The sequence below is a fragment of the Streptomyces sp. NPDC002104 genome, from assembly GCF_053593795.1.
On record NZ_JBSFDF010000016.1, the window covers coordinates 122,861 to 141,088 of the forward strand.

An 18,228-nucleotide genomic window follows, 5' to 3' on the forward strand; every position below is an offset into this window, starting at 1 on the left:
CGGTTCACGGCGGCGGGCGGGTGGTGCGGGTCGGCCGTATGGCCGTTGTGCCCTGCGCCGCGTGGGCTTGGTCTACCGGCTTGCTACCCGTTCGTACAGGGTTCCGGCCACGTCGCGTAGTTCCCGCTCGACGGTTTCGGTGAGGTTCGGGTTGTCGATGAGGACGCCGAACTCGATGTTGTTGTTCTCCGCGCTCCACGAGAAGTTGGCGCTGGTCACCAGGAGGAGGTGGTGGTCGATGGCAAGGAACTTGGCGTGGTTGCGGACGTACGTTCCATCAAAGTCCTGGGTTCGCCACACTTCTGCCGGTTTCAGATGCTCGGCCACTTCGGCGCTCGTGGGCGAGCGGTGCTGCCCGCTGCCGCCTGCGGCCCGGGTGTCCATGTAGACGCGTACGGAGACTCCGGGGCGCTGTGCCGCTCTGTGGAGGGCGGTCCACAGGCCTGAGGTCTTCTGGAAATTGAAGGTGGAGCAGGTCACTGAGTGGCGTGCGTTGTCCACCAGGTGGGGCACGGAGGTGGTGAGCGGGCCGCTCTGGACCAGGTGTCCGGGCATGGTCCACAGCGGGGTGAGCATCGTGGGCAGCGCACGTGCTCCCTCCACGGCGCGCAGGAGGGGGATGAGTTGCCGTGGCGTTCCGGAGCCTGTGGCGACCGTGTCCAGGAGGGTGCGTACTTCTGTCCGGTGGCCGGAGGCGATCACTTTCAGTGCGGTGGTGAGTGTGTCGCCGTCGGTGAGTCGGTCGGCTATGCCTTTGGCTTCGCTCATGGTGAGAAGCTGGCCGAGGCGGCGGGCGGCTTCGGCTTCACTCATGGGCTGAGAAGTACCCGAGGTTGCTCCCGGGCAGGTCGGTGAGGAAGCGGCGGTCGAGGAATCGGTTTGCCCGCTCGCAGGAGGTTTCCGAGGCCATGACGCAGCAGTGGCAGGCGGCGCCGTGGAGGAAGTCCTCGGGAGTCCGCGGTGTGCGGGTGGAGCAGACGGGGTCGGAGGAGCATCGGCGTGCTTTGCGGAGGGCGCCGGCGACGACTCGTTGGAGGCGGGTGGGTTCGCTGAGCTGGACCAGTCCGCCGAGGGTGCCGTCGCTGTCGGAGGCGGTGGTGCAGATAAGGAGTCCGGCCGCGGGTTCGCGTCCTTCGGCGGCGGGCCAGGCGTAGAGGCGTTCGCTGAGGCTGGCGGCGGAGTATCCGCAGGTGAGGGCGAGTTCACGGATGAGGATGTGGGCGAAGGTGTGGACGAGCCAGTAGCGCGGTGGCTTGAGCCGACTGTCGGCGGGGACGTGGACGGCCGTCTCGGAGAAGCGTCGCTCGAAGTTCCTCTGGTGGGCTTCGCGGTGGGCCTGCCAGAGGCTGGTGTCCCCGATACGTTTCTCCCAGGCCGCGACGCGGTCTTCGTCGAGCTGTAGGAAGATGCCTTCTCCGCGGTCTTCGGTTGCCACCGTCCAGGTCGGGCGGGGCGTACGCGTCAGAGGTGCCAGTCGGCGCGGGAGGTCTCCGACACGGTCCATGTCGTCGATCCTCGTGAAGCCGACGAGCGCGTTGACCTTGCGGAGTTTCTCAACAGCCAGGACACGGGTGACTTCCGGCTGGAGCTGCTCGCCTCGCTGCCGTGTGGCCAGGGTGAGCCCGCTCTTGAGGTCTTCGACCCGCTTGCCGTCGATATCCGGCAGCAGGTAGCGCCATTCGGGAACCAGCAGGTCGACGGGGTCCCAGTCTCGGAGTTCCTCCTCCAGCTCCTCCGGTGTGGCCTGGGGGGCTGATGCTGTTTCCAGGATCGCTTGCAGCTCGTGCTCGGACAGTGCGGTGACGTCCACCCGGCCCTCCAGCAGGTCTCGGATCATGTCGAGGTGCTGGCGGTACTTGCCGAGCTTGTCGCCGAGCGTGATACGGATCCGGTCGGCGAGGTCGTCGGCTTCCTCCTTCTGGGATTCCGGCATGACGATGATCGACTGGGTGGCCGGGAACCACAGGTTGGAGGCGCCGACCAGCATCAGTCGGGTGTCCTTCCCGCAGCCTCCCGGTTCGAATGCGTCCAGGTGGGGGTGGCGGCCCCGGCACCTGGGCAGCTTGTCTTTCCCGGCCTCGCCCTGGGCCTCGTTCATGGGCCTCTGCATATCGCAGGACGCACACTTGATCATGGCCGAGGCGCCCTTGCCGGCGGTCCGGTCGACCATCTTCAGCGCCGGCATCTCTGCCTTGGTACACGGCTGCCCGTGGTGCACCCACAGCTCGTACGGGAACTCGTCCAGGTGCCCGTCGGCGCACGCCAGGAGATACCGGGCAGGGATCGCGGTACGGCGCATCGCCTTACGGCTGGGGTTCCCGGACCGACCAGTGCACTTGGCGTGCTCGAAACCGGCCAGGTCCGTCCTGAACGGGTGGGTGTTCTTGTAGTCGAACTGGGAGAGCATCCCGAGCATGTCGCAGCCCGTGCACCGCAGCCACTGCGGGAAAACGCGCGCCGGCACACCAAGGTCGTTGCCCTCGGCCGAGCGGCTGTTCTTCTTCGGCTGCCACGGGTGCGGCCTCAGCTGGACATCGGGCGAGCGCAGCATCTTGCGGACGGCATCCCGCAGCCGCGGGGCGTGGATCGTCGGCGGCAGCGAGTCGCGTCGGCGCCAGATCTGCTCCCAGTCGTCCAGGCCGGTGGGCATGACCGTGAACTGCGGCAGGTCCATGATCGACCCGGGGCCATAGGTGTAGAGCAGGGAGGACGGGCGGGCGGAGCCGACCTTGGCACGGTTGTGCTTGGCCTGCTTCCCCGCTTCCTCCTCCAGGTCGCCGAGCGGGTCGACGGCCTTCGTCGCGTCGTAGACGAAGCGCGTCTCCTCGGTCATGACTTCTTCTCCTCCGGCATCACCCACTGGGGTGCGTTGACGGGCGCGATATACACCAGTCGTTCCTTGATCGGGCTCACCAGGAGGTTGATCTCCGGCTGCACTTCACGCATCGAGTTGGCCACGATGAACGGCGGCGCGTCCCGCGTGTCGAGGCCCGCCTTGGCGTTCTCCGCGCTCATCATCAGCGCGTCGTGCCGAGTGTCGTCCACGACCCTCTCGTACACCAGCGACTTACGGTGCTCCACCAGGTGCTTGCGCCGCTGCCCCCACTGGTCGAGCCGGTTCTTCAAACGCAGCCGGGCCCGTTCGGCCGCGTCCTCGTCCCCAGCCCGTTCGATCCGGGACACGAGCGCCTTGATGAGCTCATCAGCGAACTGCTGCTCGGCCTCGATACGGCCCGCACCACCCTCCGGCGACAGCCCCTGACCGTGGCCGGCCTTTGCCGCCTGCAGGACCCTGGCCGCACTCACCAGCACACCGTCCAGACCCCGCTCAAGGGAGGTCACCGAGAATGGGGTGACCGACAGGGCTTCGACCTGCGCGTAGAACGTCTCGTGGTAGTGCCGGAACTGCTCGAAGTGTGCGAGGTCACGAGGCCGCGCCCAGTTCCCCAGCGCGAGGACCAGGCCCGGCCGGTCCGCGTCCCGGCCGACGCGGGAGGACGCCTGGATGTACTCGGCCGTGTTCTTCGGCTGACCGACCACGAGCATCAGACCGAGGCGGGTCACGTCGACACCCACCTGCAGCATGGAGGTGGCCAGCACCACGTCGTACGGGTTGACCTCGCGGGTGGGTTCCGGCTTCTTCGCCTCCCGCAGCGCGCGCCGACTTCGCTTGCCCGCGGTGGAGTCGAAGGCGGGGTCGAACGACATCGCCATCCGGTCCAAGGTCGCGGTGATCTCGGCGCTGGCCACACGCGAGGTCAGCTCGGCGACATTCAGCGAACCGAATTCGGTACCAGTGCGGCGGGGCAGTTTCGACCAAGGCCGGCCCTTCGCCAGCGCGGTCTGGATGTCATCGCTCATGTACCGGGCCATGCCCGCCAGCTCACGGGTGGCACTGAAGTAGCCGACCAGACTCATATAGGGATCGGCCACACTGCCGGAGCGGTCGAGGAGCAGCTGCCCGCCGGCCATGAGGACCTCGGCAACCCTGATCTCAGCCGTGGTCAAGCGCACTCCGGTCGTACTGATCCCGACATACCGACGCCCCGGGTTCTCCTCGGAAACAGGGAGCTCCTTGGAGAAGAAGGTGTTCCCGGCGTCCAGTACCTGCGGCGGGAAGATGGTGACATCCCGCCCGTACAGCGCACGGACCTGCTCGAAGGCGTTGCGTGCGGTGGCGGTGGAGGCGACGAGCAATGGACGCACCGGGCGCCCGTCCTTCGTCCGCCAGTCGGTCATCACATCGATGGCTACCTCGAACAGGCCAACCGTGGTTCCGAGAGCTCCCGTGATCAGGTGGAGTTCATCCTGGATGACGAGATCCGGGGGCCGCAGCCGAGTGACTGGATGCACTGGGGCGGCCGGGTAGCCATCCTTCTTGGGGTGCTTGCTGCCGTCCTTGATGTCGCACTGCTGATAATCAGGGTGGACAAACCCGTGCCGCTCGCAGCGCCGCGAGACATGCCCGAAGAGTGAGGCTGCCTCGCCCTCCCGCGCCAGACGGGCGAACTTGTCCACGGTGGCGATGACGAACGCCGGCGCGAGCCGGTAGATCTCCTCATCCACTGTGAGGACCGGCAGCCCGTCAGGGACCTCGCCGCCATCAGCGAACGGACACTCGGCCAGCTCGTCACCGCAGTACACGTACACCCGGCGCAGCGCCGGCTCCGTCCGCACGTCCCGCGCCTCGACCCGGGTACCGCACCACGGGCAACGCTGGATCTGCAGCACCGTCAACCGATAACCGCGACCCCCATGGGCCTTCTGCAACTGCTCGGCGGCCTCGTCGTACCGCTTCGGGCTCACATCGGTACCGACCCACAGCCCGATCCGGAACGGCTCCTCTCCCCAAGTCGCGACATCATCGCGTCGCGCCATCTCCGCCGCGCACACCAGCGTGGTGGCACGCTGGAACTGCTGGGCGGTGAGCAGGCGCAGCGTGTACCGCATGAGGACGGCGACCCCGGACCGCCCGTCCAGCGGCCCGTCGAAGGCGTCCACGACGCCCTGGCGGCGCCGGATCGCGAACGTGTAGGCGGCCAGACCGAGATACGCCTCGGTCTTGCCGCCGCCGGTCGGGAAGAACAGCAGCTGCGCCTTGGCCAGCTCCCCCGACCGCTTCTCAGCCGCCGCATCGGACAGCAGCGGCAACTGCATGAGCACGAAGGCCAGCTGGAAGGTACGCCACGAATGCGCCCGGGCCCCCTTCTCTGCGAGGATCGCCCCGCGGGCCGCCTCGATGCTCTCCTCGGGCGCGCTCGCCCGCCGCTCCGCGACCTGCGACTGCACACGCTGATCGGCCATCACCCGGTTCATGAACCGGAAGCAGCGCAACGCCTCCTCGTCCCCGAGGAGGAACGCCAGACCGTCCGCGAGCTGCTGCTGCACCCGGCTCGCCTCGCGCACCGCCTCCAGCCCCTCCGCCCGCAGGTGCTCCGGCAGGGCCTCGGCCCGCTGCTCCTCTCCGTCCAGCCAGGCCGCATAACCCGCGATGATCGGCTCAAGCCCGGTGCGCAGCTCGTCGGCTGATGCCCCCTGGAGCTTGCGCATGTCCAGCAGGGCCGCCCCGATCTCCTCCGCAGCCGTCTGCGGCGTCTCACTCACCGGCAGCCACGTGGTCCAGACCTCACTCGCCCTGCGCGCCCCCTCGGCCACCTGCCAGTCCACCGAACAGGTCCGACCGTGAGCGAACTCCAAACGGTTGCGGTACTGAAGCCGCAGCCGACGCAGCTCGTCCTCCTGCTCCACGCGCGTATCGAGAAGTACGTCGTTGACTGGCAGGAACACCTCTGCCCCACCAGCCGACACCGACACCTTGGTCTGGTACAGCCACGCCTCCACCGGGATCTTGCGCGGGGTCTCCCGGTCGTTGCACAACACCACCTCTATCAGGCGGCAGCCACGCTCGACATCGTCGTAACGATCCACCCGGAGCACGACCTTGTCCTTCAGGGGGATCTCGGTCGTACGGGACTGCTTGAGATCGGCGATCTTGATCGTCTTAGGGATGGAGTGCGGGGTGCGCTGGAACCGGCGGAAGGGAAGAGCAGGAACGTCGTCCTGGTTCCCGGCCGCTTCCGTGCCCTCGCCGCGCTTCTCCTGCACCGGCTCGTACGTGCCCCACGAGGCGGTCACCGTGATCTCGTCCAGATCATCAGGGACCTGGCATCGGAGCCCCATCGACGCCGGGATCATCAGCCCACGCTTCTGGGGCTGGTCCTCGACGTCGTCCTCCTCCGAACTGGCACTGCTGTCGTCAACGGCGGTCAGCGGCACACCCCGGCTCTCGTCGGCGTCCACCGCATCGCCAACGTCGCTCGCCGCATCGTCCGAGCCCGCCTCGCCCAGGTCGTCGCGGCCGGCGGTGAGCCGAACGGGCGCGATCCGGCCGACCAGGTAGGCCGAGTCGGGGACACCTTCGAGGATCTCGTCCGGGCCGTTGGTCGGGCCCAGGAGTTCACGCTCCAGGATGTCGACCAGGTTCTCGCGGGCCGTCCAGGAACGGCCGTCGGGGTCGAGGGCGAGTCGGTACGGCGGGGTCTGGGGAACGCCGGCTGCAGGTTGGGCGCTGTTGCTCTGGGGGGTGGTCACTCGTCTCCCTCCTCTTCCTCGGTGGCTTCATTGTTGCCGGTGGGACTGACAACGCCTTGCGAGGCGGCACGCCGATGGTTCTCTTCGAGGAGGCGGTCAAGAATCTCCACCCGGGCGGCGGGGCTCACCGTCCAGCGCTGCATCTGGCGGTAGGTGTAGAAACCGTGGTCCAGGGGGATGTCGTCCCAGCCGTAGGCGGCCATGACAGCTCGATCGAGCTGGACGTGGATCTCACGGAGGCGGCCTACATCGGGGTCGGCGGAGTCGGAGATGCCTGGGTCGTTGACCAGGTTGTAGAGCTTCGTGAGGCCAAGACTTCGGCGGACCATGATCTCGCGGCGGCTGACGTCGAGGTCGCGGCCGATGTCGATGAGCTCGTCAGCCTGTCGGGGCCGAGGGAAAGTGCCGAAGACGTCCGAAGGTGAGTAGTTGACGTCGGTTCGCATCGTGGAGCCGTACTTGATCGCCCACATCTGGTGGAGGCTCGACGAGAGTGCGGCCTGGTGAGCGTACGAGTCCGTCGCGAATACAGCCAGCTTATGGCTAAATACCAGCTCAGTCGGCACGCGCACGGGCATTACGGTCTTACTCACAAGTGCAATGGTCAACACTTCGTCGAACTCGGCAATTGCTTTCCGCATTGCAGGTCGACTTCTTCCGAATTGCCACCAATTACCCTTGTGGGTGTTTCCCTTCTTGGTGCGCTCCGGCTTCACCCGTTCCAGTGCCCGCCCATACGGCAGCTCGTATCCCTTCGCGACTTCCTCCGGCATGTCGTTGAAGTCAATTACCCATCGTGAAGGTGAGCTGTCTGGGCGAGAGTTCAAGTCCTCGCCATTGAGGTATGGGAAGAGAACGTCCTTGTTCCGCTGGTCGGCCGCGATCCACGCAGCGGCTTCATCGGGATCCAGCACAAAGCCCATGCCTAGAACAGTGCAACCTTGGAACGCGATCCCGTCGTTCTTTGCCAACCGCATCGGATGCCCATCAGCTCGACCTCCAGGTTCAAGTAGCGTGGAGATCCGCTTAGCCACAATGTCGTTCTCGACCTCCGCGACGATCCGAGGCACCTCTGAGTCCAATTTGGTTCGGCTGCCCCAGACCGCTGCGTACTCCAGGTTGGCACTGGCAGCGGGCCATGACCGGCTTTGGATCGCGCGAGTGATAGTGAAGCCGCTGGCGGCCAACTGATCGAGGCCAACGCTTCGGGTATCGCCTTGGGCGACCGTGTTCGTCGCAATGAGCCCAAGTCCGCCACGCCGCGACAGCAGCCCGTACGCACGGAGGAAGAAGTACGCCACCAGATCCGCACTCCCCCTTCTCCCGCCCGCGAGTGTGTTGACGAACCAGTCGCGGACGTTGGTCCCCATCGCGCTGGTGAGCTTCTGTCCGCCCAGGAATGGCGGGTTGCCGATCACCGCGTCGAAACCGCCCCGCTCCATCACGTCCGGCACGGCCAGGATCCAGTGCAGTGGCTTCCATCGGGCGTAGTCCGTCGTCACAGTCGGAGTGAGCCCGGCCTCCTCGATGCTGTCGAGCATCGTCCGATCTTGGTCCGCCTCATCGCCCCCGGCGGGGTATGCGTTTTCCACCGCGATACGCAGATTCTCGTAGGCCGCCTTCAGCGGCTTCCCAGGCTTCCCGCCCCAGTGGAGCCCGGCCGCGATCACCCCGTCCGCGACATCGGCAAGCTGCGCGGTCAGTTCCTGGTACCTGCGCCACTGACGCCGCTTGGTGGCGGCCGAGCGCTGTGGGTCGCTGTCGTCGACCTCGGTGGCGAGCTGCCGACGTAGGCGGGTGGCCTGGTTGAGGATGTCATCGACATCGAGGGCGAAGACGCTGAGCTGGTTGCCAGCCGCGGCGGGGTCGATATGGAGGCGGCGTAGCTGGTCGGCGTCGGTCAGGCCAAGCAGGGCGTTGCCGTGCAGCACCTTGTCGTCGACGAAGGAGAAGGGCAACTTGGGGTCGAGGGAGACCAGCCACAGTGACAGCTTGCACATTTCCACGGCCATGCCGTTGATGTCGGCGCCGTACAGGCAGGTCGCGACGACGGTCCTTATGGCGTGGACGAGCAGGTCGTGGGGCGTCCTTCCATACGCCACGCCGTCGCGCTGCCATGCCTCGACGAGACGGTCGGCGAGGTAGCGGGCGGCGGCGACGAGGAAGGCGCCCGAGCCGCAGGCGATGTCGGCAATCCGCAGTTCGAGGATCTGGTCGGAGTCGAGCGGCCGCCATGCGTCCTGGTTTGCGGTCTGGTGCGGGCCGGGTGCGTAGACGAGGGGTTCGAGCGCGTACCGGACAACTTCCTCAGCCAGCGAGCGCGGCGTGTAATGCGCGCCCGCCGAGGCCCGCGAGGGGGTCTCGACCAGCAGGACGCCGCCGGGTTCAACGACGAGTGGGCGGCCTCGCAGGTCGCGGCGAATGATACCGATGAACGGGCGCAGCCGTTCCCGTAGTTCAGGGTCGTCGGTGACGTCGCGCAGGGCGATCTCGGTGTCGTCGAGGGTCTCGCCCTCCTTTAGCGCCTTGGCGAGGGCGGCCTTGCTGGACGGCTTCGCCGCCGGCTGTTTCTGCTTGATCCACGCGAGGATCGCATCGGTCAGTGCGGCTTCGGTGCGCTTGGCCTGGCTGAGTTCCTCGAGGGTGGCGAGGGGAATCTCGGGTTCGGAGCCCGCGCTGCCGATGAGGCCAACGACGATCTCTTCGGCGGGCTCACAGGAGTAGCCGAGGAGGCCCTCGTAGATGTAGCCGATCTGTTCAACGTCGATGTCGCGGAAGGAGATCCGGCGGGCCCCGCCGGGCAGCTGGGCGATCTGGACGGCGCGCAGGACTTCGAGCATGACGCGGTCACTGACCGTAATGGCCAAGGTGTCCTGGGAGTCGCACGCGATGAGGAAGGGGAAGCGTGCTGGGTCGAAGAGGGAGCCGCCATACTCGGGCAGACGCAGGTCTTCAAAGGTCGCGCCCCGGTAGAGGGCCTGGGAGGTGGCGAGAAGTCGGTGCCAGGTCAGGAAGGTGGCATCGAGTGACTGTTCGCCCTCCTCCTTCTCCCGTGCGTCGAGGAGGTCGAGTTCGTCGCTGATGCCATAGCCCATTGCGAAGAGGCGGCTTTGCGGCAGCAGGCCGCGTTCTTCGGCGAACAGGAGGAAGACGACGCGCATCATGACAGTGACGGCGGCCTCGTAGACCTCGCCGCGCTGCTCGGGCAACGGGTCAGGCTCACCGCGGCGCCGCGTCTCCAAGGCGCCTTCAGACAAGGCTTGGACGGTGAGTTCGACGGCGCGGCGAACCTGGGTGCCGAGGGCTTCGGTGATCTTCTCGGCGGCGGTGACGGACTCGCCGAACAGCTCGGTCAGCCGCTCCTGCAGTTTGCCGCCGATCAGCCGGCGGCGCTGGAGGAGTTCGATGAAGGCGTTGCGGGTTGGGGGCTCTTCGATCCAGGTCTGGGCGTCGACAATGCCGGAGGCGACCATGGTCTGCGGGCGGGCGCTGACAATCGCCCACCAGCGGCCGTCGGTGACTACGCCGATAGGGCTGCCCGATGCGCGCAGCAGCTCTTCCATTCGGTCGATGGGGCCGGCTGACCAGCCGTCCGTGAGGGGGTCACGCAGGGAGTCGACCGGGTCGGTGACGAAGACCAGGGCACCGACGGTGTCACCGTGGATAAGAGCACCGTCGGCGCGCACGGTGACGACGTAGTCGGGCGAGTGGACCTCGGCAGCGGCCGGGGCGGGAACGACATACGCGGCACCCCAGCGCAGGCCCTGGCGCAGGACAACATCGACCCAGGTATCGCGGGCCTCGCGGTAGAGATCGAGAGCGGCTTCGTCGCCGGGATGCTCGTCCCAGTTCTCCCACGCCTTCTCGAAGGCGGGCTTGGCATCCTTGATGGCGTCGAGCGCCCGGGCGTCGGGCTGGGGGATGCCCTGGGGCCAGACGCGTTCCAGAGCAGGGACAGCAAGGAACGGGCCGTCAGCATCGACCAGTTCGAGCCAGGCGCGATGCAGGTCGGCGGCGGTCGGGGCGTACTTGCGGCTCATGCCGTAACCATTCCGTTCTTCGCGTCTTCCGGGGTCAGGGCGAACACGACTGCGGCGGCCGACACGTAGGGCCTGATATCGCTGTAGCGCTCCCGGATCGACGCGATCTCGCGCTCTTCCTCGTCGCCCAGGCTCTCCAGGCGTTCGTTCATGTGGTTCAGATCGCGGCGGCGCTGTTTCTGCTGGTCGTCGGTGAACAGCAGCTCTTCCTCGGCGCGGATGGCTTGCTCCAGGCGGTCACGTGACTCGCGCAGATTGATCCGGAACGCGCCGAAGATCTCATAGGCGCGGGCGATGTCGGAGTCTCGGCGCTTGGTGAGTGCCTCGGTAACCTTTTCCTGTCGGCTGGCGCTTTTGCGTTCCATCGCGGTCAGCAGGCGGCTGCGCAACCGGGCCCCGTCGTCGTTCCACTGTTCGGCAAGGTGGGCCCGTACTCCATCGTCTGCGCGGAGCAGCTGTTCGGAGTCGAGTGTCTCGTCGAGGACCTGCTCGACCTTTGCCTCCGCGAGTGCCTGACCGCGCAGGCGGACGCCGGTGAGGAAGACCTCCTCGTGGAGGCGTAGCCCGCCGCGTCCGACCAGGACGAGCCGGGAGACGGCGGCGACACACGACTGGGGAAGGTCAGGGGCGATGACGGCGGTGACCCGGTGGACCGGGGAGTCCGTGCTGAACAGTGCGGAGCGCAGGGTGCGGGTGGCCCGCTGCATGAGGGCGTGCCCAAGGTGGATGTGGACGAGGTCGGTGCGCTGCTGGGCGGCCTGGTCGTCAAAGGTGATGGGACGCGGCACGCCCGGTTCAAGACGGGTGTCCAGGCCACGCAGCGCCGACTGCCAGGAGCGGCTGAGGTTGGGGACCTCGAAGACCTGTGCCTCGGTGCGGTCGTCGCCGATCTCGACGAGCGGGGGCTGAGCGGTCAAGGTGAGAGCGGTGTCCACGACGCGACGCGCGTTGGCGGGCGTAAGGTGCATGGCCGCCTTGGCCTCGCCGTACGTGTCTGACAGCTGGGTCAGCTTGCGGTTCAGCTCGATACCGCCGGCCAGCACGCGGGTGATCACCTCGTTGGCGTCGTCCGGCGCTGTCAGCCGTGCCTTGCGCGTCGTACGGGTGGGAGCGAAGTGCTCCTGCACCTCGGCGTCGATGACCTGGTTGACCTTGCCGAGGTCCTCGGTGGCCTGCCCGACCTTCGTCGCAATGATCCCCATGAATTTCATGTCCGCGTCGTACGTCGTGGAGTCGGAGTCGGGTACGAAGTGGAAGATCTCGGGGTTCTTCGTCTGCCCGTACCGGTCGATCCGGCCGATGCGCTGCTCCAGGCGGGACGGGTTGAAGGGGATGTCGAAATTGACCAGGCGGTGGCAATGGGTCTGCAGGTCGATGCCCTCGCCTGCGGAGTCAGTGGCGAGCAGGACCCGGACCGGGTGCTTGTCGGGGCTCTCGGTGAACCGCGCGCGGATCTTCTCCCGCTCCTCGGTGGGGGTCGAGCCCTGGATGACCTCCAGTACGTCGTTGTAGCCGCGCTGGCGCAAGATGCCAGCGATCCAGTCGAGGGTGGCCGCGTACTCGGTGAAGACCACGACCCGTTGATTGGTCCATTGGCGGCCATCGGGGCGGCAGACGCGGCCCAGGAAGGACAGCAGTTCTTCCAGCCGGGAGTCAGGCTTGTGTTCATACCCCCGCCCCCACTCCACGAGTGAGGCGATCTCGCTGCTGGTGGCCGCGACCAGGGGGTCCGAACCCTTCGAGTGTCGCAACGCAGTGAACTCGGGGTGCTCGGCCGCACCCTCTTCTTCGTCCGACTGGGCGCTGCCCAAAACTTCCGTGTAGTACTCGTACTCGTCATCCACCCGCAGCTGCCGGTCGCCGCCGTCCGCACCCTCGTAGAGCTCAAGCGTACGGGCGAACGACCATGGGCTGGACAGAAAACGCTTCTTCAGCAGCATCGCGACGATGTCGCCGCCCGATCCCTTGCCATTCGCGCGGGCACTCTCCGTCAGCAGCCGCTCCAGCCGCTCGAACTGCCGCTGTTCCTCCTCCGAAGGCGTGAACTGCAAGGTCCCCAGCTTCCGGGCCTTGAACCCCTTCTCCGGCAGATCACTCTTCAGCCACCGCACCATCACTTCCCTCAGCGCCCGCTCATCGATGCTCGCGCCACGCGTGAACCGGCGGCCGTCGATCATCTCCAGGAGAGCGGTGAACGACTCCGAGTAGCCGTTGTGCGGCGTCGCGCTCAAGAACAGCCGGTGCTCGCAGGCCTCCGCCAGCTTCTTCGTCGCCGTGGTCCGCTTGCTGTCCACCGCATAGCCGCGCTGGCCCGGTGCCGTCGTCGGGCTCGCCGGCGCCACATGGTGCGCCTCATCGACCACCAGCGCATCGAACGCGTACCGCCTGGCCGTCCCCGAGCTGCGTACATCGGCCAGCACGTCGCGCAGCAGACGCTGCGCCCGAAGCGACGGCAGCCACGCCATGCTCACGATCACGCGGGGGAAGAGCCGGAACGGGTTGGCGTTCAGCCCGTGGCTCCGTCGCACCTTCGCCATCAGCTCGCTGTTGACGATGACGAAGTCGAGGCCGAACTTCTCCCGCATCTCGTCCTGCCACTTCAACGACAGGCTCGGCGGGCAGACAATGACCACGGACCGCGCACGGTGCCGCAGGAGCAGCTCCTGAATAACGAGGCCGGCCTCGATGGTCTTGCCCAGGCCGACGTCGTCCGCGAGCAGCAGGTTCGTACGCGACGACTGCAGAGCCCGCCGCAGGGGCTCCAGCTGGTACGCCTCCACATTCGCGCCGCTCCGGAAAGGAGCCTGGTAGGAATCGGCGTCCGCGGAAGTGACCGCGCCCCATCGGACCGCGTCCACGAACGCGGCGAGCGTATTCGGGTCGTCGAACGCCTCAGCCCTCACGGTCTCGGGGAGACCCTGGTTCGGGGCGACGGTGTGCCCCACCTCCAGCTCCCAGACGACAGTCAGCTCCTGACCAAGACGGTCCTCGTCCAGCGACTGCAGACTCACGACGTGCGCGAGGCCCGGAACCCCCTCATCGGCGGGACTCCGCGGCAGACCCTGCCGGCGGACATCCGATACCGCCCAGGTAGAGCCCCGGACCTTCACCACCTGCCCCGGTTCAGGAATAGGCGGCAGCGCCGCAGTCCGCTCGGTGCCGCCACCTGCGCCGTGCGGATACTCCGTAGCAGTCGCCACCTGACGAGACTCCTTCATCGATGCGTCACACCCAGACTCGCGATCATCCCGCCGATGCTCTGCGCCATTGCGAGATCACTTGGGAAGGGAAGATCGCCGACGCACCAGTATCCCCGACCGGGGGGTACGACCGCTTGCACTCCCTCAGATCGCCCGCCGTGACAAGTGGAGGGGTTCTGTACCACCCGCGACCCTGTAACGACCGCGCCCCTACTCGGACGGGGACTCGCCTACAAGCCCCGGATCTCAGGCTGTACCAACCACGAGAACGTGCGCCGAGGCGTCAACGAGTACGCCGTGCTCGTCCGCCAAGCGGGCCGTCGCAATAGCGTCCGCAAGGAGCACTCCAGCCGCCTCCTCGTCCGCGAAGCGGCCAGCGGCGACGACGTACGCCCACCCGGGGCCCTCGATTCCGTGCACGCTCACACCCGTGAGCCCAGCCTCGATGGCCTCCTGGGCAAGCTCATCCGCGGTGTGGAAATGAATCACCGTGAACCCCCTGCTGCCGTCGTAGGAGCCCGTGCCGATGACCTGCGCGACCTCACCGGCCATCAGCTCTGGGGTGAGGCCCGCGCTGACGGTGTAGTCCTGCATCAGGGAGTAGCGGGAGATCCCCGCGGCTGCCACCAGGCCGCCTGGTACCGCGACCCGGCGGGCCTCCCGAAGGGCCTTGAGCCGATCCATGCGGTCTGCCAGGTGATACAGCGGGCCCAAGAGCAAGACAGCCTCAAAGCAGTGGGACGGGAGGGCGAGATCGCGGGCGTCGCCGATCTCGGCCGAACACCCAGGCGCGTAGGCACGTGCCTGCTCCACATGCTTGGGGACAGGGTCTACGAGCAACACCTCATAGCCGTCCTTGGTGAGCCAGCGGGCGTGAGTCCCCGGCCCTCCGCCCACGTCCAGCACACGGGCAGGCGACGGAGGCAGGTGACGACGCACCAGCTCACGGGTCCTCTCGAACTCCAGACGGCCCACTGCGGTGACGTGCAGCCGGGACGCCTCGTCGTACTCGGTGTAAAACTCGGTGATCCGTGCATCGACGCGCTTCATGCACTGCGAGAGTAGGGCCCAGCAAAGCGGATATCCGACCGCGGCAGGGCCGGCGCAGGGGCAGAAGATCCAGTTGGCTCTACGGAATGCCCGGGGTGCAACCGGCATCCGTGCTACTAGCCGGACGCATCGCGGTGACCTCTCCGGAGCGACGGCCGGCACCGCTTCTCTCCGCCGAGGCGGAGATGCACCTAAGGCCGACGATGTCGCTGACTGCTCCGCCTCAGCGGAGATGCACCAAACCACCTGCGCCATCACGGAGGATCAGAGCCACACTCCGGCGGGGCTTTTTCATGTCCGCGGGCAAGCCTCGGACATGTGGACGAGTTCCTCCCTACTCCCCTCGTCCCGCTGTGTGGTTGGGTTCGTCCATGGGTGCTGAGATCATCGAGATAGACCTCCCCGTCGAGTGGCCGGACGACCTGGCCACGTACGTGAAGGCCGCGGCCGATGCCGTGGGAGCCATCGCTACGTATGCCGAGCTGTGCGAGGACGGCGAGCTCGGCGACTTGGAAATCGGGCTGCGCGAGCTGCTCGCTGGCCGCCTGCTCCGCACTTTCCACGCGACGCGGCTGCTCGACTACGAGGTGGACGACGTCAAGGCCGACGGGCTCCGCCGCCTGACCCCTCAGCTGCTCCACGACCGCCAGGACAAAGCGCTCGCCTCCGGCGTGATCACGGTCGACGAACGCGACGCGCTGCGCGAGTCCAGCGTCTTCAAGGCGGAGAGGTTGGCGCGGTTCCGCCTGAACAAGGTCTGCGTCGTGGGGAACCGGCAGCCTCTGCACGACCGCCCGATCGGCGACCAGTTCAGCTTCTGGGGTGGTGAGGCCCAGTACAACGGCGCGGGTTGGAAGGAGCTCGCCAGCGACCGGGTGAAGAAGCTGGGGCGGCCGACGCTGGTCGTCGCCCTGCTGGAGGCATCGGACCCCACGGTGGCGATCCTGTCGTACCGCGAGCTGATCTATCCCTTCGTAGGCCGCTTCATGGACCTGCCGGAGGTTGGCTGCCAGATCGACTACGAGGCCGACGTCCCGGGCGACCGGATCGAAGTCGTTTGGCAGCCTGGGGACGCTGACTACGACCAGTTCCCGCGCCTCCCCCAAGGCTGATGTCGGTGCCGTGGTCTACGCTCCTCGCGGTTATGCCAGCCTGGGGAGGGATCTCTTGTACACCACGAAGCCCGTGAGCTTCAGTAATGCGCCTGCGGTCAACAGCCTGTACGGGCTGGAGGAAGCCCTATCCACGCTGCGCTACAAGACGCGAACCGTCCTCGGCGGATTATCGGAATACGAGATGACTGCGTGGTACCTGCCAGCCGAACTCAGCCCAGACGCACGCCGTCGCGACCTCTCGCTCATCCGGGCAGTGCAGGGACAGGACCGTCAGCTCCTGAGCATCGTCGAGGACGTGCGTAGAGGTCTGCGCCAGATCCTCGCCAATGACCCTGCCTCCCGGCGCAGACGTGACTGGGCTGCTCGACTCGAACAGTGTCTCGTCAATGAGCGTCCGGCTTGCCCGAGCTGGGACAGCATGGACATCAATCCCATCAAAGCTAGTCTGTTTGATCTTGAGGTCGAGCACTCCAAGGTCGTGCGCCAACGGTACGAGCAGCTAGTCGACTACGCCACGAAGGTCGTCGGGCTCCTCGACGACCTGCTCAAAGCTGGCATCTTCACAGAACTGGCGGCCCTTCCGATGGACAGGATCGACGAGCTCCACCACTCCGACTTCGAGCAGTACATCGCCGACCTGCTGGACCGCGACGGTTATCGGATTGTGCGGAGTGGTGGCGGGGCCGGCGATCAGGGCGCGGACGTTCTCGCGTTGGACGAGTTCGGCAGGTACCTGATGGTGCAGTGCAAGCACTTCACCGGCGGGAACGGCTCGGTCGGCCAGCCAGTCATGCAGCACCTGTACGGCGGGGCGACGGCGACGCACCCGTCCACCCTGGCGATCGTCGTGACGAATGGCCGGATCAGGGGCGGGGCGAAGGTATGGGCCGAGGAGAACGACAAGGTCCGTCTCGTGGGCCGTGACGCCCTCAAGCGGTGGGCCGAGGACGGGGAGACCCTCGCCGAGGTCATCGCCCGGTAGGCGCCCTGAGGGGCTGTCAGACCCGGCTGCGACGATGCCCGTATGAGCGAAGAGACCTGGGTCGAGGGTGGGTGTGAGCACCCTGACTGCCGCAACCGCTTCACCGTCCTCGCCTCCCGCATCGGTCTCGGTCTCGGTCACGGACGGTTCTGCTCGAACAGCCTCTCCCATCGGCAACCGAAGGGATAACAAGCGGTGTCGATCACCAAACGCAGCGCCAGGGCCATCCTGTTGCACGGCGACGAGCTCGTCCTGATGAAGCGGACCAAGCCGGGGCGGGAGCCGTACTGGGTGACGGTCGGAGGCGGCGTCGAGGACGAGGATGCGAGCATCGAGGACGCCCTGCACCGGGAGGTGTTCGAGGAGCTCGGCGGCGAGCTGAGCAGGGCCGAGCTGGTTCATCTGATCACCGACTCGATGGAGGGTGGTGTAGGTGTCCAGCACATCTTCGCGGCGCGTCTGGAGCGGATAGACATCGAGGTTCGTACGGGCACGGAGTTCGACAGGCCCGAGCGGGGCGGCTATGAGGTCGTGCGGGTTCCGTTCACCGCGGAGGCGATCCGGCAGCTCAAGCTGATGCCGCCGGAGCTGGCAGAGTTCGCCGCTGGCAACGTCGAGGCCATCACGGCCGTGCTCGACACCCAGATTGTTTCCACCCGCCGGCACTCAGACAGCGCTTCGTCCCACCGAATTAATCGGTGGGACGAAGCAAGGCCTTCAGCCGCCGACAGCATCACTCCTCGGTGACGCGTCGCCTGGCCTGATGTCAGGCATTGATGCGGGCGATCTTGCGGCCCGCCTTGAGGTAAAGCTCAGCGCCATCGGCCGCGCCAGCCTCGGTCAGGACCGCGGCCAGTGTCTGCTGGACAGCGGCCTCGGCGAGCGGTGTGGCGTGCTGTTCGCCGTCGGCCTCGGTGATCAGGCGGAGTCCGTTCTGCTGGGCAATGCGACGGACTGCCGAGAGACTGGAGGCGAAGTCGAGCGTCTGGATGAGCAGGACGCCCAGGGAAGTCTCGGCGTGTTCCTTGAGGGAGACGACCGGAAGGTTCTGCGTGTCGCCGAAGGAGCGCTTGGAGAAGCGGGCCGTGAACTCGGCGCGGGCAGCCTGGGCTGCGTCCAGGCCGTGGAGGGCAGCCACTACTTCGCCGGCGAGAATGCGCTTGACCGCCATGGGGTGTGCGGTGCCCTCGGCCAGGCGCTTGGTGATCACCTGGATCTCTTCGTCCGTCCACTCGGTGAGCAGCTTCAGG

At 66.9% G+C, this 18,228-nt stretch carries 8 protein-coding genes and 2 pseudogenes; 3 read left to right on the forward strand and 7 right to left on the reverse strand.

Annotation, left to right across the window (positions count from 1 at the left end):
* Window positions 1-72 precede the first annotated feature (72 nt).
* From drmC to ACWCP2_RS16745, 6 genes are all read right to left on the reverse strand, one after another.
* Complete coding sequence (gene drmC / locus ACWCP2_RS16720; protein ID WP_450909315.1) at window positions 73-813, reverse strand: DISARM system phospholipase D-like protein DrmC; 741 nt, start codon at window positions 811-813, stop codon at window positions 73-75.
* On the reverse strand, window positions 806-2,833 hold the full coding sequence (gene drmB, locus ACWCP2_RS16725) for a DrmB family protein (RefSeq protein ID WP_450909316.1): 2,028 nt from the start codon (window positions 2,831-2,833) through the stop codon (window positions 806-808). Before drmB ends, drmC begins: the two co-directional genes overlap by 8 nt.
* Window positions 2,830-6,591 carry a DISARM system helicase DrmA gene (gene drmA / locus ACWCP2_RS16730; RefSeq protein WP_450909317.1) on the reverse strand — a complete coding sequence of 1,254 codons (3,762 nt, stop codon included), beginning with the start codon at window positions 6,589-6,591 and terminating at the stop codon, window positions 2,830-2,832. Before drmA ends, drmB begins: the two co-directional genes overlap by 4 nt.
* The gene (locus ACWCP2_RS16735) at window positions 6,588-10,631 is read right to left on the reverse strand and encodes an Eco57I restriction-modification methylase domain-containing protein (RefSeq protein WP_450909318.1); all 4,044 of its coding nucleotides are present in this window, start codon (window positions 10,629-10,631) and stop codon (window positions 6,588-6,590) included. The genes drmA and ACWCP2_RS16735 overlap by 4 nt, the downstream gene beginning before the upstream one ends.
* Window positions 10,628-13,831, reverse strand: a complete 3,204-nt coding sequence (gene drmD, locus ACWCP2_RS16740) for a DISARM system SNF2-like helicase DrmD (RefSeq protein ID WP_450909319.1) — start codon at window positions 13,829-13,831, stop codon at window positions 10,628-10,630. Before drmD ends, ACWCP2_RS16735 begins: the two co-directional genes overlap by 4 nt.
* Window positions 13,832-14,077: 246 nt before the next feature.
* A complete protein-coding gene (locus ACWCP2_RS16745) occupies window positions 14,078-14,881 on the reverse strand; it encodes a class I SAM-dependent methyltransferase (RefSeq protein WP_450909320.1) in 804 nt (267 codons plus the stop codon).
* A gap of 371 nt (window positions 14,882-15,252) precedes the next feature.
* Between ACWCP2_RS16745 and ACWCP2_RS16750 the strand changes: the two genes are divergently transcribed.
* From ACWCP2_RS16750 to ACWCP2_RS16760, 3 genes and pseudogenes are all read left to right on the forward strand, one after another.
* The gene (locus ACWCP2_RS16750) at window positions 15,253-15,993 is read left to right on the forward strand and encodes a hypothetical protein (protein ID WP_450909321.1); all 741 of its coding nucleotides are present in this window, start codon (window positions 15,253-15,255) and stop codon (window positions 15,991-15,993) included.
* A 55-nt stretch (window positions 15,994-16,048) separates the two neighbouring features.
* Window positions 16,049-16,978, forward strand: a complete 930-nt coding sequence (locus ACWCP2_RS16755; protein WP_450909322.1) for a restriction endonuclease — start codon at window positions 16,049-16,051, stop codon at window positions 16,976-16,978.
* 195 nt (window positions 16,979-17,173) lie between these two features.
* A pseudogene (locus tag ACWCP2_RS16760) lies at window positions 17,174-17,626 on the forward strand (NUDIX hydrolase); the annotation flags it as partial.
* A 118-nt stretch (window positions 17,627-17,744) separates the two neighbouring features.
* Here the strand turns inward: ACWCP2_RS16760 and ACWCP2_RS16765 are convergent.
* Window positions 17,745-18,228: pseudogene (locus ACWCP2_RS16765) on the reverse strand (tyrosine--tRNA ligase); the annotation flags it as partial.

What these genes read in the sequence shown, in the direction of transcription:
- drmC (WP_450909315.1), bottom strand. Translation starts at nt 813, where the DNA reads ATGAGTGAAGCCGAAGCCGCCCGCCGCCTCGGCCAGCTTCTCACCATG.
- drmB (WP_450909316.1), bottom strand. Translation starts at nt 2,833, where the DNA reads ATGACCGAGGAGACGCGCTTCGTCTACGACGCGACGAAGGCCGTCGAC.
- ACWCP2_RS16745 (WP_450909320.1), bottom strand. Translation starts at nt 14,881, where the DNA reads ATGAAGCGCGTCGATGCACGGATCACCGAGTTTTACACCGAGTACGAC.
- ACWCP2_RS16735 (WP_450909318.1), bottom strand. Translation starts at nt 10,631, where the DNA reads ATGAGCCGCAAGTACGCCCCGACCGCCGCCGACCTGCATCGCGCCTGG.
- ACWCP2_RS16750 (WP_450909321.1), top strand. Translation starts at nt 15,253, where the DNA reads ATGGGTGCTGAGATCATCGAGATAGACCTCCCCGTCGAGTGGCCGGAC.